Origin of the sequence: Methanothermobacter sp. DP, assembly GCF_026692625.1 — an archaeon.
In the GTDB taxonomy this organism is placed as follows: Archaea; Methanobacteriota; Methanobacteria; order Methanobacteriales; family Methanothermobacteraceae; genus Methanothermobacter; species Methanothermobacter marburgensis.
This window is the reverse complement of record NZ_CP113501.1, coordinates 1,068,211-1,084,932: the sequence shown is the minus strand read 5'-3', so window position 1 is coordinate 1,084,932 and position 16,722 is coordinate 1,068,211. Positions and strand designations below refer to the sequence as shown.

Below are 16,722 nucleotides of genomic sequence, written 5' to 3'. Positions count from 1 at the left end.
GAAGATGGGGATAAAATGCCGCGGGATGAAAGCATCAACAAGGTACTTATCATAGGATCCGGCCCTATACAGATAGGGCAGGCTGCTGAATTTGATTATTCAGGTTCTCAGGCATGCAAATCACTGAGGGAGGAGGGGATTGAGACTGTACTTGTGAACTCAAACCCTGCTACCATCCAGACCGACATGGAAATGGCTGACAGGGTCTATGTGGAGCCCCTCACACCTGAGATAGTTGCAAAGATAATCGAAAAGGAGAAACCCGACGCAGTACTCCCAACCATGGGGGGACAGACAGGCCTCAACGTTGCAACAGGCCTTGCAGAGATGGGTGCCCTTGAGGGTGTGAGGGTTATAGGGTCCTCCATTGAGACCATAAGAAACGTTGAGGACCGTGACCTCTTTGACAGTTTCATGAAGAAACTCAACGAGCCAGTGCCCGCAGCAAGAGCGGTAAATTCAGTTGAAGAGGCCCTTGAAGCTGTTGAAGAGATAGGTTATCCTGTTATAGTGAGGCCCGCGTTCACCCTTGGGGGTACAGGCGGGGGGGTGGCCCACAACCGTGATGAACTCATTGAGATAGCCACAAGGGGCCTTGAGATGAGTTTCATCAACCAGGTCCTCATAGACCAGTCTGTCATGGGCTGGAAGGAATTCGAGTATGAGGTCATGAGGGACCGCAACGACACCTGTATAATCGTCTGTAACATGGAGAACATCGACCCCATGGGCATACACACCGGGGAGAGCGTGGTGGTTGCACCGGCCCAGACCCTCAGTGACGAGGACAACCAGAGACTGAGGGACGCGGCAATAAAGATCATAAGGGCCCTCAAGATTGAGGGGGGCTGTAACATACAGTTCGCTGTCCACCCGGAGACCGGGGAGTACAAGGTCATAGAGGTGAACCCGAGGGTGAGCAGGAGCAGTGCACTGGCATCAAAGGCCACAGGTTACCCCATAGCCAAGATCGCCGCTAAGATTGCCGTGGGCATGACCCTCGATGAGATAGAGAATGACATAACAAAGGAGACACCGGCATCCTTTGAACCATCCATCGACTACATTGTGACAAAGATTCCAAGGTGGCCCTTTGATAAGTTCAGGGGTATAAGCCGGGAGATAGGGGTTCAGATGAAATCCACAGGGGAGGTCATGGCCATAGGAAGAACCCTTGAGGAGTCCCTTAACAAGGCCATAAGATCCCTTGATATAGGCGCTGATGGCTTCATGGAGATACCCTACACAAGGAAGGACCTTGAGAACCCCACTGATCTCAGGCTGTTCCAGATCTACACAGCCCTTAAGGAAGGTATGGGTATAGAGGAGATACATGAACTTACGAGGATAGACCCTTTTTTCCTGGAGAAGATCTTGAACATAGTGAACTTTGAGTCATCCCTCAACAGAGAATCCCTGAGGGATCCCAGGGTCCTCCTCAAGGCAAAGAGGATGGGGTTTTCAGATTCAAGGCTGGCATCAATAACAGGGCTTGCAGAATCAGAAATAAGGTCCCTAAGGCTCAAGAATAATATAAAACCTGTCTACAAGATGGTTGATACTTGCGCAGCCGAATTTGAGGCGAAAACACCCTACTACTATGGCTGCTATGACCTTGAGGATGAGGTTGAGGTCTCAGACAGGAAGAAGGTCCTCATCATAGGTTCAGGTCCAATAAGGATAGGTCAGGGTATAGAATTCGATTACTGCTGTGTACATGCGGCAATGGCCCTCACTGAGGATGGTTATGAGACCATAATGGTCAACAACAACCCTGAAACCGTGAGTACAGATTACGACATATCTGATAAGCTCTACTTTGAACCCCTCACACTGGAGGACGTCCTTGCCGTGATAGATAAGGAGAAACCTGAGGGCGTCGTGGTACAGTTTGGGGGCCAGACATCCATAAACCTTGCCGTACCCCTGGCAGAGGAGGGTGTCAGGATACTGGGAACACCACATGAGAGCATAGACAGGGTTGAGGACCGTGAAAGGTTCACCCGTGTCCTGGATAGGCTGGGGATACCACAGGCACCCTACGGAATCGCCAAGTCCTTTGAGGATGCAAGGGAGGTGGCTGAACGCATAGGCTACCCTGTACTTGTACGGCCATCATATGTCCTCGGTGGAAGGGCAATGGAGATAGTCTACGATGAGAGGGAACTTGAGGAGTACATGAAGGAGGCTGTGAGGGTATCCCCCGAACATCCCATCCTGGTGGATAAGTTCCTTGAGGATGCAATAGAGGTTGACGTGGACGCACTCTCTGATGGAACCGACGTATACATTGGGGGGATAATGGAGCACATAGAGGAGGCAGGGGTCCACTCAGGGGACTCGGCATGTGTGATACCACCCCAGAGCATCCCACAGGAGATAATTGAAACCATAAAGGAGTACACAAGGAAACTGGCCCTTGAACTTGATGTTGTGGGCTTAATAAACATCCAGTACGCGGTGAAACCCGACTCTGACCCGGCAGTTTACATACTCGAGGCGAACCCCCGGGCCAGCCGTACCGTTCCGTTCGTCAGCAAGGCCACCGGTGTTCCACTCGCCAAGATTGCTGCAAGGCTGATGATGGGGGCAAAGCTCAGGGACCTTGGACTAACAGAGGAGAAGGAGATAGAACATGTGGCGGTGAAGGAGTCAGTGTTCCCATTCATAAAACTGCCAGGGGCAGACTCTGTGCTTGGCCCTGAGATGAAATCCACCGGCGAGGCAATGGGTATCGATGAGAACTTTGGGATAGCCTACTACAAGTCCCAGCTATCTGCCAGCATGGACCTCCTCACAGAGGGCAAGGTATTCATAAGCGTCAGGGACCAGGATAAGGACAAGATAGCCGACATCGTTAAAAAGGCCAGTGACCTGGGCTTCAGGATCATGGCAACCCGTGGGACAGCAAGGGCGGTCAGTGACATAGCCGATATAGAGGTCGTGAGGAAGGTGAGCCAGGGGTCACCAAACATAAGGGACTCCATACTCAATGGTGAAGTTGGTCTCATAATCAACACACCATCAGGGAAGCAGTCAGCCGACGATGGCTATCTAATAAGGAGAATGGCAGTAGAACTTGGAATACCCTACGTTACGACACTCGCCGGGGCAAGGGCGGCCCTCAATGCCATTGAGGCTGTTCGACTTGGGAGGATAACTGTGAAGTCCCTTGACGAATACCATGGGATGTGATACATGGCACCAATTTTCTTTTAAATTTTAAACTATTGTGATATTATAGAATGTGGCGGTGAAGAACATGAGATATGGAAAACTCATGCTCGCTGCATTTATAATATTATCACTCACTGCATTACCCCTATCAGAGGCCCACATACTCATAGTTGCAGACAGCCTCTCAGATAGCAGCTGCATGTATGAGGAGGCAAAGAAGGTTGCAACAACCCTCAAGAACAGGGGTTACCAGGTAGTTGAACTCTACAAGGGAAATGCAACCGTTAAGAACATACTCAAGGGCATGTACGGTGCAGATGCTGTGATATACGCGGGGCATGGCGGATACATGTCAGGAAACTACGACTGCCGTGGGGGTTATGCCAGCCCCCCATTCTCACTGGTTGCAAGTGACGGCTACATATGGGGTGCGGGTGACATGGTGCAGGTCAATGGACAGACATTTTACCTACCCTTCAAGGAAGGAATACCTGTAATATTACTCCACGCATGCTTCTCAACTGGCTGGGTTGAGGATTATGAGGTTAAAAACCCCATAGAGACCATCTACCACTTCTCAAGGATGTTCACAGGTTCAGGCGCCAACTACTATGCCACAGCATGGGATGGTGCAGAGATAATATACGACTTCCTGAACGGCTCCAGGAACTTCTATGATGCCAACCAGCAGAACTTTGAGGTTATAAATAAGAGCACAGTTTACAATGGCACAACCATCTGGCGCAACGACCATGGATATGCGACCTTTGTGGGGGACTGGAATGGCACCTTCCCAGGGGCCAGCAATACAACACCGTATGATGATGCCGCCGCAGAGGAGTGGTACAGAAACAAGGTCAAACCCAACTTCACAGGAAGCAAACCAGTGGTGGACTTCACATACACCTACAGCGGTTCAACATCACTTCGAACATTCACCTTCAGGTCAACAGCATATGACCCTGATAACGACACATTAACACTCAAGTGGAACTTCGGCGACGGCTCAACAGCAGCATGTGAAGAGGTCACCCACACCTATGCAAGGGAGGGCTACTACACAGTTTCACTGACAGCAACGGATAGCAATGGATTAATCTCAGTTAAGAAGAAGACAATCACGGTTGGAAACCCAAAACCCGACCTTGTGGTAACGGGAACAAGAAAATCTGGAAGCACACTCTACATATACGTTAAGAATCAGGGGACAGCTGCAGCCAGAAACTTCTACACAAGGGTGTGGTATGGCAGCTACTCAACAAGGAACTATAAACAGGTGTACACAGGCACACTTAACCCTGGCGCGACGGTCACACTAAAGACATACTACAAATACTCACGGGGCACGGTTAAGACAGACTACTACGGCAAGGTCTCTGAGAAATCAGAAACAAACAACATCAGGAAATTCTGAAAAATTATTTTTAATTATTTCTTCATGAACTCACAGTAGATGTCTGAATTTAAACTTCATTTTTTTATTCTCCTCCTGAACTCACAAAGAATAAAATATGGCAAGAACCAATACTCAAATATGCTTGTTGTTGAAAACGGGACTGTCCTCCGTGGTGCAAGTCTGAGACCTGAGAGGACAAACCTCCTCATTGAGGATGGCATCATAGCCGAGATAACCCCTGATAGGATCCCGGGAAGCAACAGGATTGATGCATCAGACCTAATAGTTGCACCTGCCCTTGTGAACTCCCACGTGCACCTTGGAGATTCAGTTGCAATGGACGTTGGTGATGGGAGGCCACTTGAGGATATAGTGAGACCTCCAAATGGCCTGAAACACAGGATACTTGAATCATCACCACACTGGAAACTCAAGGCAGCCATGAAGGATGTGATGGCTGACATGATGGCACATGGCACAGGATCATTCATTGACTACAGGGAGGGTGGTGTTAAGGGTGTTGAACTCCTCACTGAAGCAATGGCTGATCTCCCACTGAGGGGAATGATACTCGGGAGGGACCCTGCGGTTTTTGACCCTGAAGCATCAAATGCTGAGATCAGGCGAGCTGTGAGGAGGATCCTTGAGTTATCCGATGGGTTTGCACCAAGTGGCATGGGAGAGATAACTGATGAGGCAGCCCGCATAATCGTTGATGAATGTGAAAGGATGGGTAAGATTGCATCGATTCACGTTGCAGAGCACCCCGAATCCCAGAGGAGGTCACTTGAAGAGACAGGCAGGAGTGAGGTTGAAAGGGCTGTGGATGCCGGATTTAAGCTTCTGGTGCACCTCACAAATCCAGTCAAGGATGACCTTGAAACTGTAAGGGAAAGAGGGGCCTCGGTTGTGCTCTGCCCCAGATCCAACGGGGCGCTCTCAGCAGGCATACCCCCAGTTAAGAGGATGCATGAGATGGGCATAAATCTCCTTCTTGGCACAGACAACGTCATGTTCAACTCGCCGGACCTCCTCAGGGAGATGGAGTACACCCTGAAGGTTACAAGGGGATCCACAGCTGAGTACTTCCCACCACTTGAGGTGCTGAGGATGGCAACCGTTAACTCATTGGGGATAACAGGTGGGGGTGTTATTGAGGAAGGATTTCCCGCGGACCTCATGATCACCGAGAAACTATCCGCTGACCCCTACCTCTCCATCATAAACCGTACTGAATCGAAAAATATAATATATTTAATAATAAAAGGTAAACTAGTTAAGAGGTGAGGCTATGTACAGTAAAATCCTGCTCCCAACCGACGGCTCAAAACATGCCAACAAGGCAGCTGAACATGCTATATGGATTGCCAGGGAAAGTGGAGCCGAGATAATTGCTTTAACAGTTATGGAGACATCATCCCTCGTGGGTCTCCCGGCAGACGACCTTATAATAAGGCTGAGGGAAATGCTCGAGGAGGAGGCATCAAGGTCCCTTGAAGCCGTTAAGAAGCTTGTTGAGGAATCAGGGGCAGGTGTTAAACTGACACTCAGGACCGATGAGGGTTCACCTGCAGAGGCCATACTAAGGACAGTGGAGAAGGAGGGCGTGGATCTCGTGGTCATGGGAACCTCAGGCAAACACGGCCTTGACAGATTCCTGCTGGGCAGCGTGGCAGAAAAGGTGGTAAGGTCAGCAGGCTGCCCGGTCCTTGTTGTTCACTGAAAACCATTTTTTTTAACCGACTCGCTTCTGGTGTTGGTCATGCTTGTAAAGGAGATAATGTCAGAGAAAATACACTATGTAACTGTTCCAGGAAACAGGTCAACAGCCCTTGAACTCATGAGAAAGGAGAATGTATCAGGGCTTCCAGTAGTTAAGAAGGGGACAGAGGAACTTGTGGGGATAATAACAAGATCAGACCTTGTTGAGAATCCGGATGAGGAGCAGATAGCGCTGATAATGACGAGGAATCCTGTCACAGTCGCCCCAGACGATGACGTCAGGGTGGCTGCAGAGAGGATGCTTGAGAGGAACATCCGGAGGGTCCCTGTTGTGGACCAGGACAGGCTTGTGGGTATAGTGACAAGCTATGACCTGGTTGCAGGTGCAATTGCAGAGATGGAAATCGATGAACCCGTGGAGAATTACATGACAAGGAACATCCCCACAACATGGGATAGAACACCCCTCAGTGTGGCATTTGAGATAATGAGGTACTTTGGGCTGAAGGTCCTCCTGGCCCTCAACAACAGCGGTGAACTCTCAGGGGTCCTCACAGAGACCGACTTCATAAATGAGAGCGAGGTTGTTTCTGAAAGTACCGTTCATAATACATCTGTGGGTACAGAGGGGGACAGGTGGTCCTGGGACAGCAAAAATGTGCTCTACGTTATAAAAAACCAGCTCAAATTCCCTGATAAGGAGGTCCGGGATGTTGCGACCACAGATATAGTCACCGCAACCACCTCAACCACGGTCACCTCCTGCGCAAGGAAGATGAAGAGGAGGAACATTGAACAGATACCCATCATAGACTATGAGGGAAACCTCACCGGGCTTGCAAGGGCCAATGACCTTATAAATGCTCTGATTGATTCAAATGAGTGACCAGAGGATAACACTGAAGGCCTCAAAGGGCCTTCTGAGGGCGGCGGCTAAGAACCATGGTGAGGTCTCAATAAGGGATATAGAGATCAAGATGCTACTCGGCTACTGCTGGTGGTATGACCTGCCGGTTATTGAGACACTGCTGGATGTACTTGAGATGGCACTGAAGAGGTCCATCTCTGAGGTACTCCCCCATGATGAGCTACTGCTTGATTACACCGTGAGGACAAATGACCTCCCTGATGACTCCAGTGAGGTTGAGATAATTTTCAATGGGATAAGTGCCGATGGGATTGAGTTCAGCACACCCTCCGGACTTGTTTTAAAGGGTGATGATTCAAGGGGCCTCCTTCAGAAGATCACCTCCTTCAGAAGGAGGGTTAATGAGAATGTTCAGAGGGTCCTGTGACAGGACAATCCAATGCAACCATAATCTGAGGCCCCACATTAGCTGTGACTGGACAATCGTGTTTCTCATCAGGTCAGCGGCCTTATATTCACAGGATATTGGATGACTTATCACTGGCCCACTATGTTCCTGATTGGGAGTGGTTCTGTGTCTGCATGTCCTCATGCTCCCTTATGATGTGTGGCAGCACCTCAAGGAGCACCTCCTCAGCATCTTCCCTGTCCCTCACCCTTCTTGCCACTATCTTCCCGTTCCTGAAGATGGTCACGTTACTATCACCCACCTCAACCATGACAACACCCATCTTCTCTGAGCATCGGGGATTCCTCTCCTCCAGTTTTTCACATGTTTCTTTTACACTGATGTGGTAGGGCAGCTTAACCTCGAACATTATCCTTGATTCAGCATCCCTGCAGGGCCTGTAGAATACAATGTCATCCTCACCCTTCCTGTAGCCTGTGAGGTCCAGGAGCACCCTCTTAAACCCGACGGCCCTCAACTCATTCTCTATATGCCTCAGATTTGCTGCATTGAGGAGCCTCTCAGGTTCATCAACCTCTATTATTGCAGAGTCCCCCTCATGCCTGACCCTCACGGTACCCTCACCGTAGAGCCCCCTGACGAGGGTTTCAGCATATGAGACCCTGTTTATCCGTTCAGGCGTTATATCCTGATCCTTTATCCTTGTTGCAAGGCATGTGGTATTCTCTGAGTATTCAAGGTTCCTTTTTTTGAGATATTCAAGGACGTCACTCCGTGTAATCCCCGCATCGAGTAGAGGGGTCTCTATACCCAGCAAATGGTTAACCAGGGTGCCAGGACGGTCCTCAAACATGTCACTTGCGGTTGTGCCATCAAGGACCGCCTCAAAACCCCTCTTTCTGGCCTCATGGAGTATTGAACTGTATATGATGTTCTTGCATACAAGGCACCTCTCTGGGGTGTTACTCACAAACTCCTGGTTTTCAAGGAGCGGCCTGTTTATTATAAAGTGCTCCACCCCAAGGGATCTGGCAATTGATGAGGCATTTTCTATGAAGCCACGGGGCATAACACCTGTGTCAACTGTGAATGCAGCAACCGCATCAGCAGAATCCCCTGCAATATCAAGCAGTGCTGTGCTATCAGCCCCACCTGAGAATCCAACAGCAACCCTTCGGCCCTTAAGGGCATCCTTCACCCTTTTTATCTTTGATTCAAGATCCATGAGTTTCACATCCATGATCCTGATCAGAGCTTACCAGCCCCTTAATGTATTTTATAACCTCAATTGCATCCTCCCTTTTTATATCCCTACCTTCAGATTCAAGGAATGACATGAGGGATGCCTTTTTGTTTTCGGGTATCTCTGCATCATGCAGAATCCTTCTGTAGGTCCTGAGGGGATAAAATAGATCCTTAGCGATTTTCATGAGTTCTCTGAAGTAATCTTCACCTATGATGCCCCTTTCAAGGGCCCTTTTAAAGTTAAAATGAATGCTCACAAGGGAATCAGAGAGGGCCTCAAGGGTTTCAGGGTTGAAGGCAACTGCAACGTCATCATCAGATTCCAGCTCACCGTTTAGGTAGGCCCTGAATATACGGCCGACTCCCACCATCCCCAGGTCATGGAGTTCAGAAGCCCTTAGTGCCCCCATACTGGCACCCCCAACAACGGTAACACCCATCCTGAGGGCCTCAATGATTTCACGGTGCCCCACTGCTGGACTCTGATGGAATACACCGTCAATTATCCCTATTATGTCTGGTTTCTCAGGGAGAGCGTCATGGACGTCACCCCGCCTCACAGGGGGTCTGTAATCTGCCCTGAGGATATCTGATGCCTCACTGTGGGAAAGTGATGGCCCTGTAAATATTATGATCTTTCTGCTGTGCATATGGATTATCTAGTGCGTAGGGTCACTTAATCATTTCATCTGTGTGACCTATGATATTTTCACCTGGAGGGCCTTATGCGCCCCCCCACCCTTTCAGGGTCAACAGAGAAAACCTCAAGTCCCGGTACAATGACCCTTACAACGGGAACACCAACATCACGGGTTAGATCCACATAGAGTGTCTGCTTCAGGCCCGCCCTCTCCAGTTTACCCAGGGTAATCTCAAGGTCCCTCTGGAATGACCTTGTTGAGAGGTCCTCCATATCCTCAAGTGCAATGGTATCATCGGGCTCAGAGAACCAGTGCCTGTTCAGCCTCTTCATCCTCTCATAGCCGGCCCTCCTCATGAACTCCGCCCTTACGGTGTCCTCCCTGGTGCCGTGTATCTGGGTGGCCCGGCTCTGGGCAACCTCTGTGAGGGCCCTTATAACTGCAATTTCAGGGTCAAGGTGGGTCCCCACGCCCATGGTGAGTAGAGCAGGGTCCCTGAGCACAACATCATCGGCAACTGCAGCAACCGTTGCAACGCCGGTGTCAGCGGTGAGATCCACCAGTGTTATCTCAACCCCCGCCCTCTGGAACCTTTCAAGGAGACACGTTATTATCCTGTTATCTGTCCCCGAACAATCAATTTCTATTCGGGGACCCCTTCTCGCCTCAAAGAGGCTCCAGGCGTCCCTCTCTATCACCTCCATGAGGCCGTGGAATATGGCCTCCTCCAGGACGTTCCCGGATGCAAGGCCATTGGTGTTGGACCTGAAGAGACTCACACAGCCCTCGGGGGGATTGTAAGGGTGAAAAACCGCATTTGCAGGCACATGAATCTTGTTCTGGCTTTTTATATCCTCTGCAATTATCCACTCAACTTCAGAGTCTGTATCAGCGTTTTGTGGAAGAATAAGTGCTTCAGGGTCCAGGCGTTTATCCATCTCAGATGGATGGGCCATCAGTGTTTCGTCCAGGGGACTTCTCTCGGCAGAGTACCTTTCAAAGGCCTCCATCATTGCAGAGGCCCTTGCCTGTTTCCTGGTGGCGCCCTTACCTGCGTATATGCTAACAGCACCCTCCTCCGCTGTCGGCCTTATGGCTGAGAATACAGGTATGCCTATACGGTCGAGGTGCGTTATCTCGGTTATCCTTGTGACACCTATGGCCCTGAGTTTTTCCCTGAACGCCCTGAGTGTTTCTGAGGGCTTCATGGCCCGGTGGGTGCATCCAACATACTTAACAGGAATATCCCGGAACATCTCGATCACTTAGAACATGCTGCTGAATGTGAGTGCGAATGCAGATGCGGCTGCAATGAGCCATATGAGGGGGTTCCATCTGAAGACCTTGGCACCATCAAGTACGGCGATGGGTATGAGGTTAAAGAGGGCAAGGAAGCTGTTAACGGCGTATCCAAGTACAGCAACATCGCGAAGTGGTGATGGAAGTACAGATGATGCCATGAGGAATATTAGAGCCAGCATTATGTTGGTGAGGGGTCCTGCAATGGATATCTTCCCGTTAACGTCCCTGTCAATGTAGTTTCCATGAATGTAAACGGCCCCTGGGGCTGCGAATACGAATCCAAAGTAGGAGGTTACAAGCGCCAGTATGAGGCCCTCGAGCCACAGCCTGTATTCGGCCCAGAATCCATACCTTATTGCTATTAACTTATGGGCGATTTCATGGAGGACAAATCCAAGTCCCACAGTAACGAGGGTTGCCGGAAGCAGAATCAGTGCTACCTGCAGGTTTCTACCTGAGAATACATAGGCAAATACTCCGGCGATAACAACCATTGAGATCAGGATATCCCTTACCTCTCCCTTACTGAATCTGACCATGTTTATATTAACATGGGACAGGGCTTATAATGCTTTCCATTGCTGGATTGAAACTGCATTTCTATTACATGGGAAGATTTAAGAACAATCACTTGATTTTACTGTCTGGAAAAATTAAAATATCTTTTCAGAGGATTATTTCTCAGAATCCACTGACATCCTGTTGGCGTAGTGGGGTTCCCTGAATTCTATCCGGAAAAATCCGCCGTCCTCCCCTGAAAAGGTGAGGGTTCCTTCAAGCTGTTCTGTGAGGATTTCAACAAGTTTGAAGCCAAGGGAATTGCTATTCCTGAGATCCTCCTTATTGAACCCCACACCGTCGTCTTTCACCTCAAGAATACAGTCAGAGTCCCTCTCTTTAAGTCTCACAGTGATTCTGCCCCTATCCCTTCCTCTGAAGGCGTGTTTGAGTGCATTGGTTACCAGTTCACTCAGTATGAGACCCAGGGGAATTGAGGTCTCAAGGCTCACCTTTATATCATCGGCTTCAAGCGAGAGTTCTATATCCTTTCCATGGGAATATGACCTCTGGAGGTTCTTCAGGAGTCTGGAGGCGTACACTCCAAAGTCTATGGAGCTGAAATCACCTGAACGGTATAGCTGCTCATGTATGAGTCCCATTGACCTTATCCTGTCCTGGCTTTCCTCAAGGATATTCCTGCAAGTGGGGTCCTTGATGCTGTGGCTCTGGAGGCTCAGGAGACTTGAAATTATCTGGAGGTTGTTCTTGACCCTGTGGTGTATCTCACTCAGAAGTACCTCCTTCTCCCTCAGGGACTTCCTGAGTTCCCCCTCCATCTTCAGCCTCTCGGTTATATCCCTGGCCACCAGGACCGCGTACCTTTCACCATCAAAATCAACCATATCTACCTTTATCTCAACAGGTATCATTTCACGGTTCCTTTTTATAAGGTGCCCCTCCATTGTTATCCTCTCATCATTACCCTCAAGGATACCTTTGAAGCGGGAATGCATGTCCTCAGGCAGAAGATCATAGATACTGTGGCCGGGTATATCATGGGTTGAATACCCCAGCCTTGTGCAGGCTGAGCGGTTGGCGTCTTTAAGTTCGCCTCCAGGCGTTTTAACCAGGAATATGGCGTCATCTGTACAGTCAAACAGTTTCCTGAACCTACTGAGCTCTGCTAGTGACTCCTGAAGACGGGGATAGTAGCTCTTCCTTATGGATTTTTCACCGAACCCTATTATCTTCTCCCTGAGGGTTTCCCACTCCCTATCAGACATTTCATCACCCTCAAGGCCCATGGAGGGCCCTCCTGAATATCTCCTCAACATCCGCCTTTTCTGGCAGGACAGGGTTTGTAACTATGCAGGGATCCCTCATCGAGGTCTCTGCAAGGGATGGGATGTCCTCCTCATCAACACCAAGGTCCCCAAGTGTCATATCAATTCCCAGGGACTCCCTTAATTCCCTCATGTGCTCCTTGAGTTCTTCCAGACCCGAACCACTGAGTCCCATGGTCTCTGCGATCTTGAGGTACCTCTCCCTTGCGGCTTTGAAGTTGAATTCAATAACGTATTCAAGGAGGAGAGCATTTGCCTCACCATGGGGTATGTCCAGCATCCCACCGAGGCTGTGGGCCATGGCATGCACAAGTCCCAGACTGGCGTTGGAGAATGCAAGACCCGCCTCAAGGCTTGCAAGCATCATATCCTCACGGTAATCCATGTTATCTGGTTCAAGTACAGCCCGGGGCAGGGCGCGGTTTATGATGCCTATTGAGTCGAGGGCGTTGAGGTCGGTCAGGTGGAAGCTTGCATTGGATACGTACGCCTCAATGGCATGTGCCAGGGCATCCATACCCGTCGCAGCTGTCAGCTCACCATCCATGGTGAGAGTGGTTTCCGGGTCTATTAGGGATGCATCAGGCACCATTGCCTTGCTTATGATTGCCATCTTAACCCTCCTGCGGGTATCCATGATTATCGCAAACTGTGATACATCTGCACCTGTACCGGCGGTTGTGGGGATGCATATAATTGGAACCGATGGTATGGGGATGCGGTCAACACCCTCAAAATCCAGCACATTCATCCTGTTGGATACAACAGCACCCATGGCCTTTGCACAGTCAATGGGGCTTCCGCCGCCCAGCGCAACTATCATGTTGCACTCCTCTGCATCAAAGACCTCAGCACCATCCATGACCTCATGGTCGCGGGGATTTGGTGTTACATCACTGAATATGACATAATCAAGGCCCTCCTCACTGAGACTACCTGTAACATCATCCACAAGTCCAGTCCCCATTATACCATGATCTGTTACAAGGAGGACCCTGCTGGCCCCGAGGTTTGAAGCGTATCTTCCAGCCAGGAACCTGGCCCCGTTTCCAAAAACAAATTCAGCCGTCACAAATTTCCGAAGCTCCCCCATCCTAACCACCTGTGCAGATGCCGGTGATGGCTACATACATATAAATTAGGTGTAATGATCAATATAAAACTTGGGTGTTACACTGTCCATAGATTTTAGCGGTGATCATATGGCGGTCTGTGAGTACTGTGGGGTTGATGGTTATTATGGTCGTGAAATTGCCAGCACAGACAAATGGATTGTTTACCTTGCACCGAGCCAGCGCTACCTTGCAACCTGTGTGGTGGCCCTCCGGAGGAAATGCAGGGACCTATCTGAACTAAACAACGATGAGTGGGTTGACTTCTCAGTGGTGGTGAGTGCACTTGAATCCGCTGTGGGGAGCCTTTTTGGTCCGGACCTCTTCAACTGGAGCTGCTTTAAAAATTCGGCTTTCAGGTCTGAAAATCCGGACCCAGAGGTGCACTGGCACTTCATCCCCCGCTACAGGAGACCTGTGAAATTTGGAGGGGAGGTCTTCCGGGACCCTGACTTTGGTCACATACCTTTACCCATTGAGTGCAGGGCACCCGATGAGGTTATGGATGAACTTGAACTGGTCATTAAAAGAGCTGTTATGGAAAGTCTGGGTGATGTACTTGGAAAGGATTGAAAGGGCACTTGAAACTATCTCCGGTAAAGCTGACATGGCACTCATAACAAAGAGGGAGAACATATACTATCTCACAGGGTTCATGCCAACGGTCACGGCCTTCCTGTTCCTGACTGATGAACCGGTTCTCTTTGTAAATGAAATGGACATCGAGTCAGCAGAGGGATGCGGGATTCATGTTGATGTCTTTAAGAAAGTATCTGATGTGTCTGACATGGTTGAACCCGGGGCACTTGCGGTTGAACCCTCCATTCCGGTGGGTCTCGTTGAGAGAATCGGTCTTGGCAGTGACTTTCAGGTGATGGATCCCATCGCAGAGCTTAGGATGGTCAAGGACAGGGAGGAGATAGGAAGGATGGATAAAGCCCTTAAAATTGCCGAGGAATCATTTAAGGAAATTGAATTCCATGGCAGCGAATCTGAGATAGCCGCCAGACTGGACTACATTATGCGTCTTGGAGGTTCAGAGGGGGTTTCATTCGACACCATCGTAACATCGGCCTCAAGGTCAAGCATGCCCCATGCGGTACCCACCTCTAACGATTTAGGTTCCCCTTTACTGGTTGACTGGGGCGCTGTTCACAGCGGCTACCACTCCGACACCACAAGGACATTCGTGGAGAGTGAACGGGAACATGAGGTCCTGGATATACTGATTGAAGCCAAAAGGGAGGGTTTGAGGGCAGCTAAACCTGGTGTAAGGGCATGTGAAGTTGACAGTGCAGTGCGGGGTGTTATAGATGAATATGGCTACGCTGATAATTTCATACACTCAAGCGGCCATGGTGTTGGACTTGAGGTTCATGAGAGGCCATCACTTTCAGCCGACGATAAAACGGTTCTCACTGAGGGAATGGTCCTCACCATTGAACCAGGGATATACCTTCCCGGTGAATTCGGTGTGAGGGTGGAGGACATGTTCGTTGTGGGTGGCGGGGTAATGAACCGCCTACCTGATCACCTGGGGTGGATATAGAAGGTGGCGCTGTCCAATGTTAGGATCTCCACATTCACCGGCATCCTTCAACCACGTGGATATAGAAGGTGGTGCTGTCCCATGTTAGGATCTCCACATTCACCGGCATCCTTCAACCACGTGGATATAGAAGGTGGTGCTGTCCCATGTTAGGATCTCCACATTCACCGGCATCCTTCAACCACGTGGATATAGAAGGTGGTGCTGTCCCCTGTGACCTTCCACAATTTCTGGCAGTGAAATAATAGTATAAATAATAGGCTGTAAATAATTAGTAACGGTAAGGACTTCAAGTGGTGTGCAGATGGCAGTATTACCGGCAGCATTGAAACCTGTGAGCGAGGCCCTGGAGAGCATATTACCTGATAAACTGCTCCTCAGGGTGCAGGAAACGCTCATAAGGACTGGCCTTTATGTGAAGGCATCTGAGATAATAACTCTTGCATTTCTCGCTGGGGCACTCTTCGCTGTTCTTGGATCAGTTGTAGCCGCAGTTACAGGTCTGAATGTTATCCTTGCAGTAATTGTGGGATTCTCCATGCCATCAATCCTTCTTGGGGCCTACATCTTTGTCATGATGGAGAGGCGTGTTGATGCCATTGAGCAGTCAACCCCCGACTTCCTCCGTCAGATAGCATCACTGCTGAGGGCAGGGGTAGGCCTTGAATCGGCCCTGGAGGACGTATCCAAACAGGGTGAGGGACCACTCTACGATGAACTCAGGAGGGCGGTTATTGAGATAAAGATCGGGCGGACATTCGATGATGCCATCCTCTCCATGAGCGAACGGCTCAAATCCCAGAACCTTGACAGGACATTCAGGATGATCCTTGAGGGTAGAAGGGCAGGAGGAAGCCTATCTGATGTAATTGAGACAGTTGCAGAGGATCTCAGGGCGGTTCTGGCACTCAAGAGGGAGAGGAAGGCCAATGTTATGATGTCTGTGATGTTCCTTATTGTCGCCGCCATAATCGCGGCACCATTCGCCCTTGGAATGATAATGGTCTACTCGGGATTCATGGAGTCTGTGGGGAAACCCAACCCCATCCTTGGCGCCGCCAAGATCGCCGCTGCAGGTTACATCATAATACACTCCATAATCGCTGGACTGCTGATTGGCATCATAATGTATGGGAGCGCAAGGAAGGGTGTTAAGTTCTCTGTGCCACTTTCAATCGTGGCCTACGCAATATTCTATGTTATAGGCAAATTTGGATTGAGCCTTGTTGGAAGCATGGCACCATAGGAGGTTAAGGTTTTGTCAGGGGGTTTAATTGCTGATGATTCAGGTCAGGGGTCAGCCGAGCTGATACTTGTATTTGGAGGTATAATAGTCATCGTGACCTTTGCGGTGGTGTGGTACCGCAACTATGTGAGCTCATCGCAGACTGCAATGAACTCTGATGTTCAGAACGTCACCAACTCCATTAAGGGACTCAAGAAGAAGTTCTAATTTT

Annotated in this window: 16 protein-coding genes; 10 read left to right on the top strand and 6 right to left on the bottom strand. The window is 49.7% G+C overall.

The features are described from left to right. Positions 1–15 precede the first annotated feature (15 nt). The 6 genes from carB to OXN82_RS05800 all read left to right on the top strand — a co-directional run bounded on the left by carB (position 16) and on the right by OXN82_RS05800 (position 7,590). Positions 16–3,195, top strand: coding sequence for a carbamoyl-phosphate synthase large subunit (carB, locus tag OXN82_RS05825; RefSeq protein ID WP_321210991.1), 3,180 nt, complete (start codon positions 16–18; stop codon positions 3,193–3,195). 67 nt (positions 3,196–3,262) lie between these two features. Beyond that, positions 3,263–4,591: a PKD domain-containing protein gene (locus tag OXN82_RS05820; RefSeq protein ID WP_321210990.1), complete on the top strand. Its 1,329-nt coding sequence runs from the start codon at positions 3,263–3,265 to the stop codon at positions 4,589–4,591. A gap of 120 nt (positions 4,592–4,711) precedes the next feature. Beyond that, on the top strand, positions 4,712–5,860 hold the full coding sequence (locus tag OXN82_RS05815) for an amidohydrolase family protein (protein WP_321210989.1): 1,149 nt from the start codon (positions 4,712–4,714) through the stop codon (positions 5,858–5,860). A 4-nt stretch (positions 5,861–5,864) separates the two neighbouring features. Then, positions 5,865–6,296: a universal stress protein gene (locus tag OXN82_RS05810; protein WP_013296175.1), complete on the top strand. Its 432-nt coding sequence runs from the start codon at positions 5,865–5,867 to the stop codon at positions 6,294–6,296. A gap of 39 nt (positions 6,297–6,335) precedes the next feature. Continuing rightward, the gene (locus OXN82_RS05805; protein ID WP_321210988.1) at positions 6,336–7,181 is read left to right on the top strand and encodes a CBS domain-containing protein; all 846 of its coding nucleotides are present in this window, start codon (positions 6,336–6,338) and stop codon (positions 7,179–7,181) included. Then, positions 7,174–7,590 (top strand): hypothetical protein, encoded by a 417-nt coding sequence (locus tag OXN82_RS05800; RefSeq protein ID WP_321210987.1) that lies wholly within the window; start codon positions 7,174–7,176, stop codon positions 7,588–7,590. The genes OXN82_RS05805 and OXN82_RS05800 overlap by 8 nt, the downstream gene beginning before the upstream one ends. 121 nt (positions 7,591–7,711) lie before the next feature. On the opposite strand, the gene larE is transcribed toward OXN82_RS05800, so the two are convergent. The 6 genes from larE to ercA form a co-directional block, all read right to left on the bottom strand. Then, positions 7,712–8,812, bottom strand: a complete 1,101-nt coding sequence (gene larE, locus OXN82_RS05795) for an ATP-dependent sacrificial sulfur transferase LarE (protein WP_321210986.1) — start codon at positions 8,810–8,812, stop codon at positions 7,712–7,714. Then, positions 8,787–9,467 carry a TfuA-related McrA-glycine thioamidation protein gene (locus OXN82_RS05790; protein ID WP_321210985.1) on the bottom strand — a complete coding sequence of 227 codons (681 nt, stop codon included), beginning with the start codon at positions 9,465–9,467 and terminating at the stop codon, positions 8,787–8,789. Before OXN82_RS05790 ends, larE begins: the two co-directional genes overlap by 26 nt. A 59-nt stretch (positions 9,468–9,526) precedes the next feature. Then, positions 9,527–10,714 (bottom strand): YcaO-related McrA-glycine thioamidation protein, encoded by a 1,188-nt coding sequence (locus tag OXN82_RS05785; RefSeq protein ID WP_321210984.1) that lies wholly within the window; start codon positions 10,712–10,714, stop codon positions 9,527–9,529. 9 nt (positions 10,715–10,723) lie between these two features. After that, positions 10,724–11,299 carry a site-2 protease family protein gene (locus OXN82_RS05780; RefSeq protein ID WP_321210983.1) on the bottom strand — a complete coding sequence of 192 codons (576 nt, stop codon included), beginning with the start codon at positions 11,297–11,299 and terminating at the stop codon, positions 10,724–10,726. Between the two features lie 135 nt (positions 11,300–11,434). Beyond that, on the bottom strand, positions 11,435–12,544 hold the full coding sequence (locus OXN82_RS05775) for a sensor histidine kinase (RefSeq protein WP_321210982.1): 1,110 nt from the start codon (positions 12,542–12,544) through the stop codon (positions 11,435–11,437). Between the two features lie 10 nt (positions 12,545–12,554). Continuing rightward, the gene (gene ercA / locus OXN82_RS05770; RefSeq protein WP_321210981.1) at positions 12,555–13,697 is read right to left on the bottom strand and encodes an alcohol dehydrogenase-like regulatory protein ErcA; all 1,143 of its coding nucleotides are present in this window, start codon (positions 13,695–13,697) and stop codon (positions 12,555–12,557) included. Positions 13,698–13,806: 109 nt separating this feature from the next. On the opposite strand from ercA, the gene OXN82_RS05765 reads away from it, so the two are divergent. The 4 genes from OXN82_RS05765 to OXN82_RS05750 all read left to right on the top strand — a co-directional run bounded on the left by OXN82_RS05765 (position 13,807) and on the right by OXN82_RS05750 (position 16,718). Next, complete coding sequence (locus OXN82_RS05765; RefSeq protein ID WP_321210980.1) at positions 13,807–14,289, top strand: HIT family protein; 483 nt, start codon at positions 13,807–13,809, stop codon at positions 14,287–14,289. After that, positions 14,276–15,265 carry a M24 family metallopeptidase gene (locus OXN82_RS05760; protein ID WP_321210979.1) on the top strand — a complete coding sequence of 330 codons (990 nt, stop codon included), beginning with the start codon at positions 14,276–14,278 and terminating at the stop codon, positions 15,263–15,265. Before OXN82_RS05765 ends, OXN82_RS05760 begins: the two co-directional genes overlap by 14 nt. 304 nt (positions 15,266–15,569) lie before the next feature. Then, positions 15,570–16,511: a type II secretion system F family protein gene (locus tag OXN82_RS05755; protein WP_321210978.1), complete on the top strand. Its 942-nt coding sequence runs from the start codon at positions 15,570–15,572 to the stop codon at positions 16,509–16,511. 12 nt (positions 16,512–16,523) lie between these two features. Continuing rightward, positions 16,524–16,718 carry a class III signal peptide-containing protein gene (locus tag OXN82_RS05750; protein WP_321210977.1) on the top strand — a complete coding sequence of 65 codons (195 nt, stop codon included), beginning with the start codon at positions 16,524–16,526 and terminating at the stop codon, positions 16,716–16,718. The last annotated feature ends 4 nt before the right edge of the window (positions 16,719–16,722 follow it).

Coding starts and splice junctions, on each gene's coding strand:
- OXN82_RS05785 (WP_321210984.1), bottom strand. CDS start 10,714: ATGTTCCGGGATATTCCTGTTAAGTATGTTGGATGCACCCACCGGGCC.
- ercA (WP_321210981.1), bottom strand. CDS start 13,697: ATGGGGGAGCTTCGGAAATTTGTGACGGCTGAATTTGTTTTTGGAAAC.
- OXN82_RS05820 (WP_321210990.1), top strand. CDS start 3,263: ATGAGATATGGAAAACTCATGCTCGCTGCATTTATAATATTATCACTC.
- OXN82_RS05810 (WP_013296175.1), top strand. CDS start 5,865: ATGTACAGTAAAATCCTGCTCCCAACCGACGGCTCAAAACATGCCAAC.
- OXN82_RS05755 (WP_321210978.1), top strand. CDS start 15,570: ATGGCAGTATTACCGGCAGCATTGAAACCTGTGAGCGAGGCCCTGGAG.
- larE (WP_321210986.1), bottom strand. CDS start 8,812: ATGGATGTGAAACTCATGGATCTTGAATCAAAGATAAAAAGGGTGAAG.
- OXN82_RS05790 (WP_321210985.1), bottom strand. CDS start 9,467: ATGCACAGCAGAAAGATCATAATATTTACAGGGCCATCACTTTCCCAC.
- carB (WP_321210991.1), top strand. CDS start 16: ATGCCGCGGGATGAAAGCATCAACAAGGTACTTATCATAGGATCCGGC.
- OXN82_RS05775 (WP_321210982.1), bottom strand. CDS start 12,544: ATGTCTGATAGGGAGTGGGAAACCCTCAGGGAGAAGATAATAGGGTTC.
- OXN82_RS05765 (WP_321210980.1), top strand. CDS start 13,807: ATGGCGGTCTGTGAGTACTGTGGGGTTGATGGTTATTATGGTCGTGAA.
- OXN82_RS05800 (WP_321210987.1), top strand. CDS start 7,174: ATGAGTGACCAGAGGATAACACTGAAGGCCTCAAAGGGCCTTCTGAGG.
- OXN82_RS05805 (WP_321210988.1), top strand. CDS start 6,336: ATGCTTGTAAAGGAGATAATGTCAGAGAAAATACACTATGTAACTGTT.
- OXN82_RS05815 (WP_321210989.1), top strand. CDS start 4,712: ATGCTTGTTGTTGAAAACGGGACTGTCCTCCGTGGTGCAAGTCTGAGA.
- OXN82_RS05780 (WP_321210983.1), bottom strand. CDS start 11,299: ATGGTCAGATTCAGTAAGGGAGAGGTAAGGGATATCCTGATCTCAATG.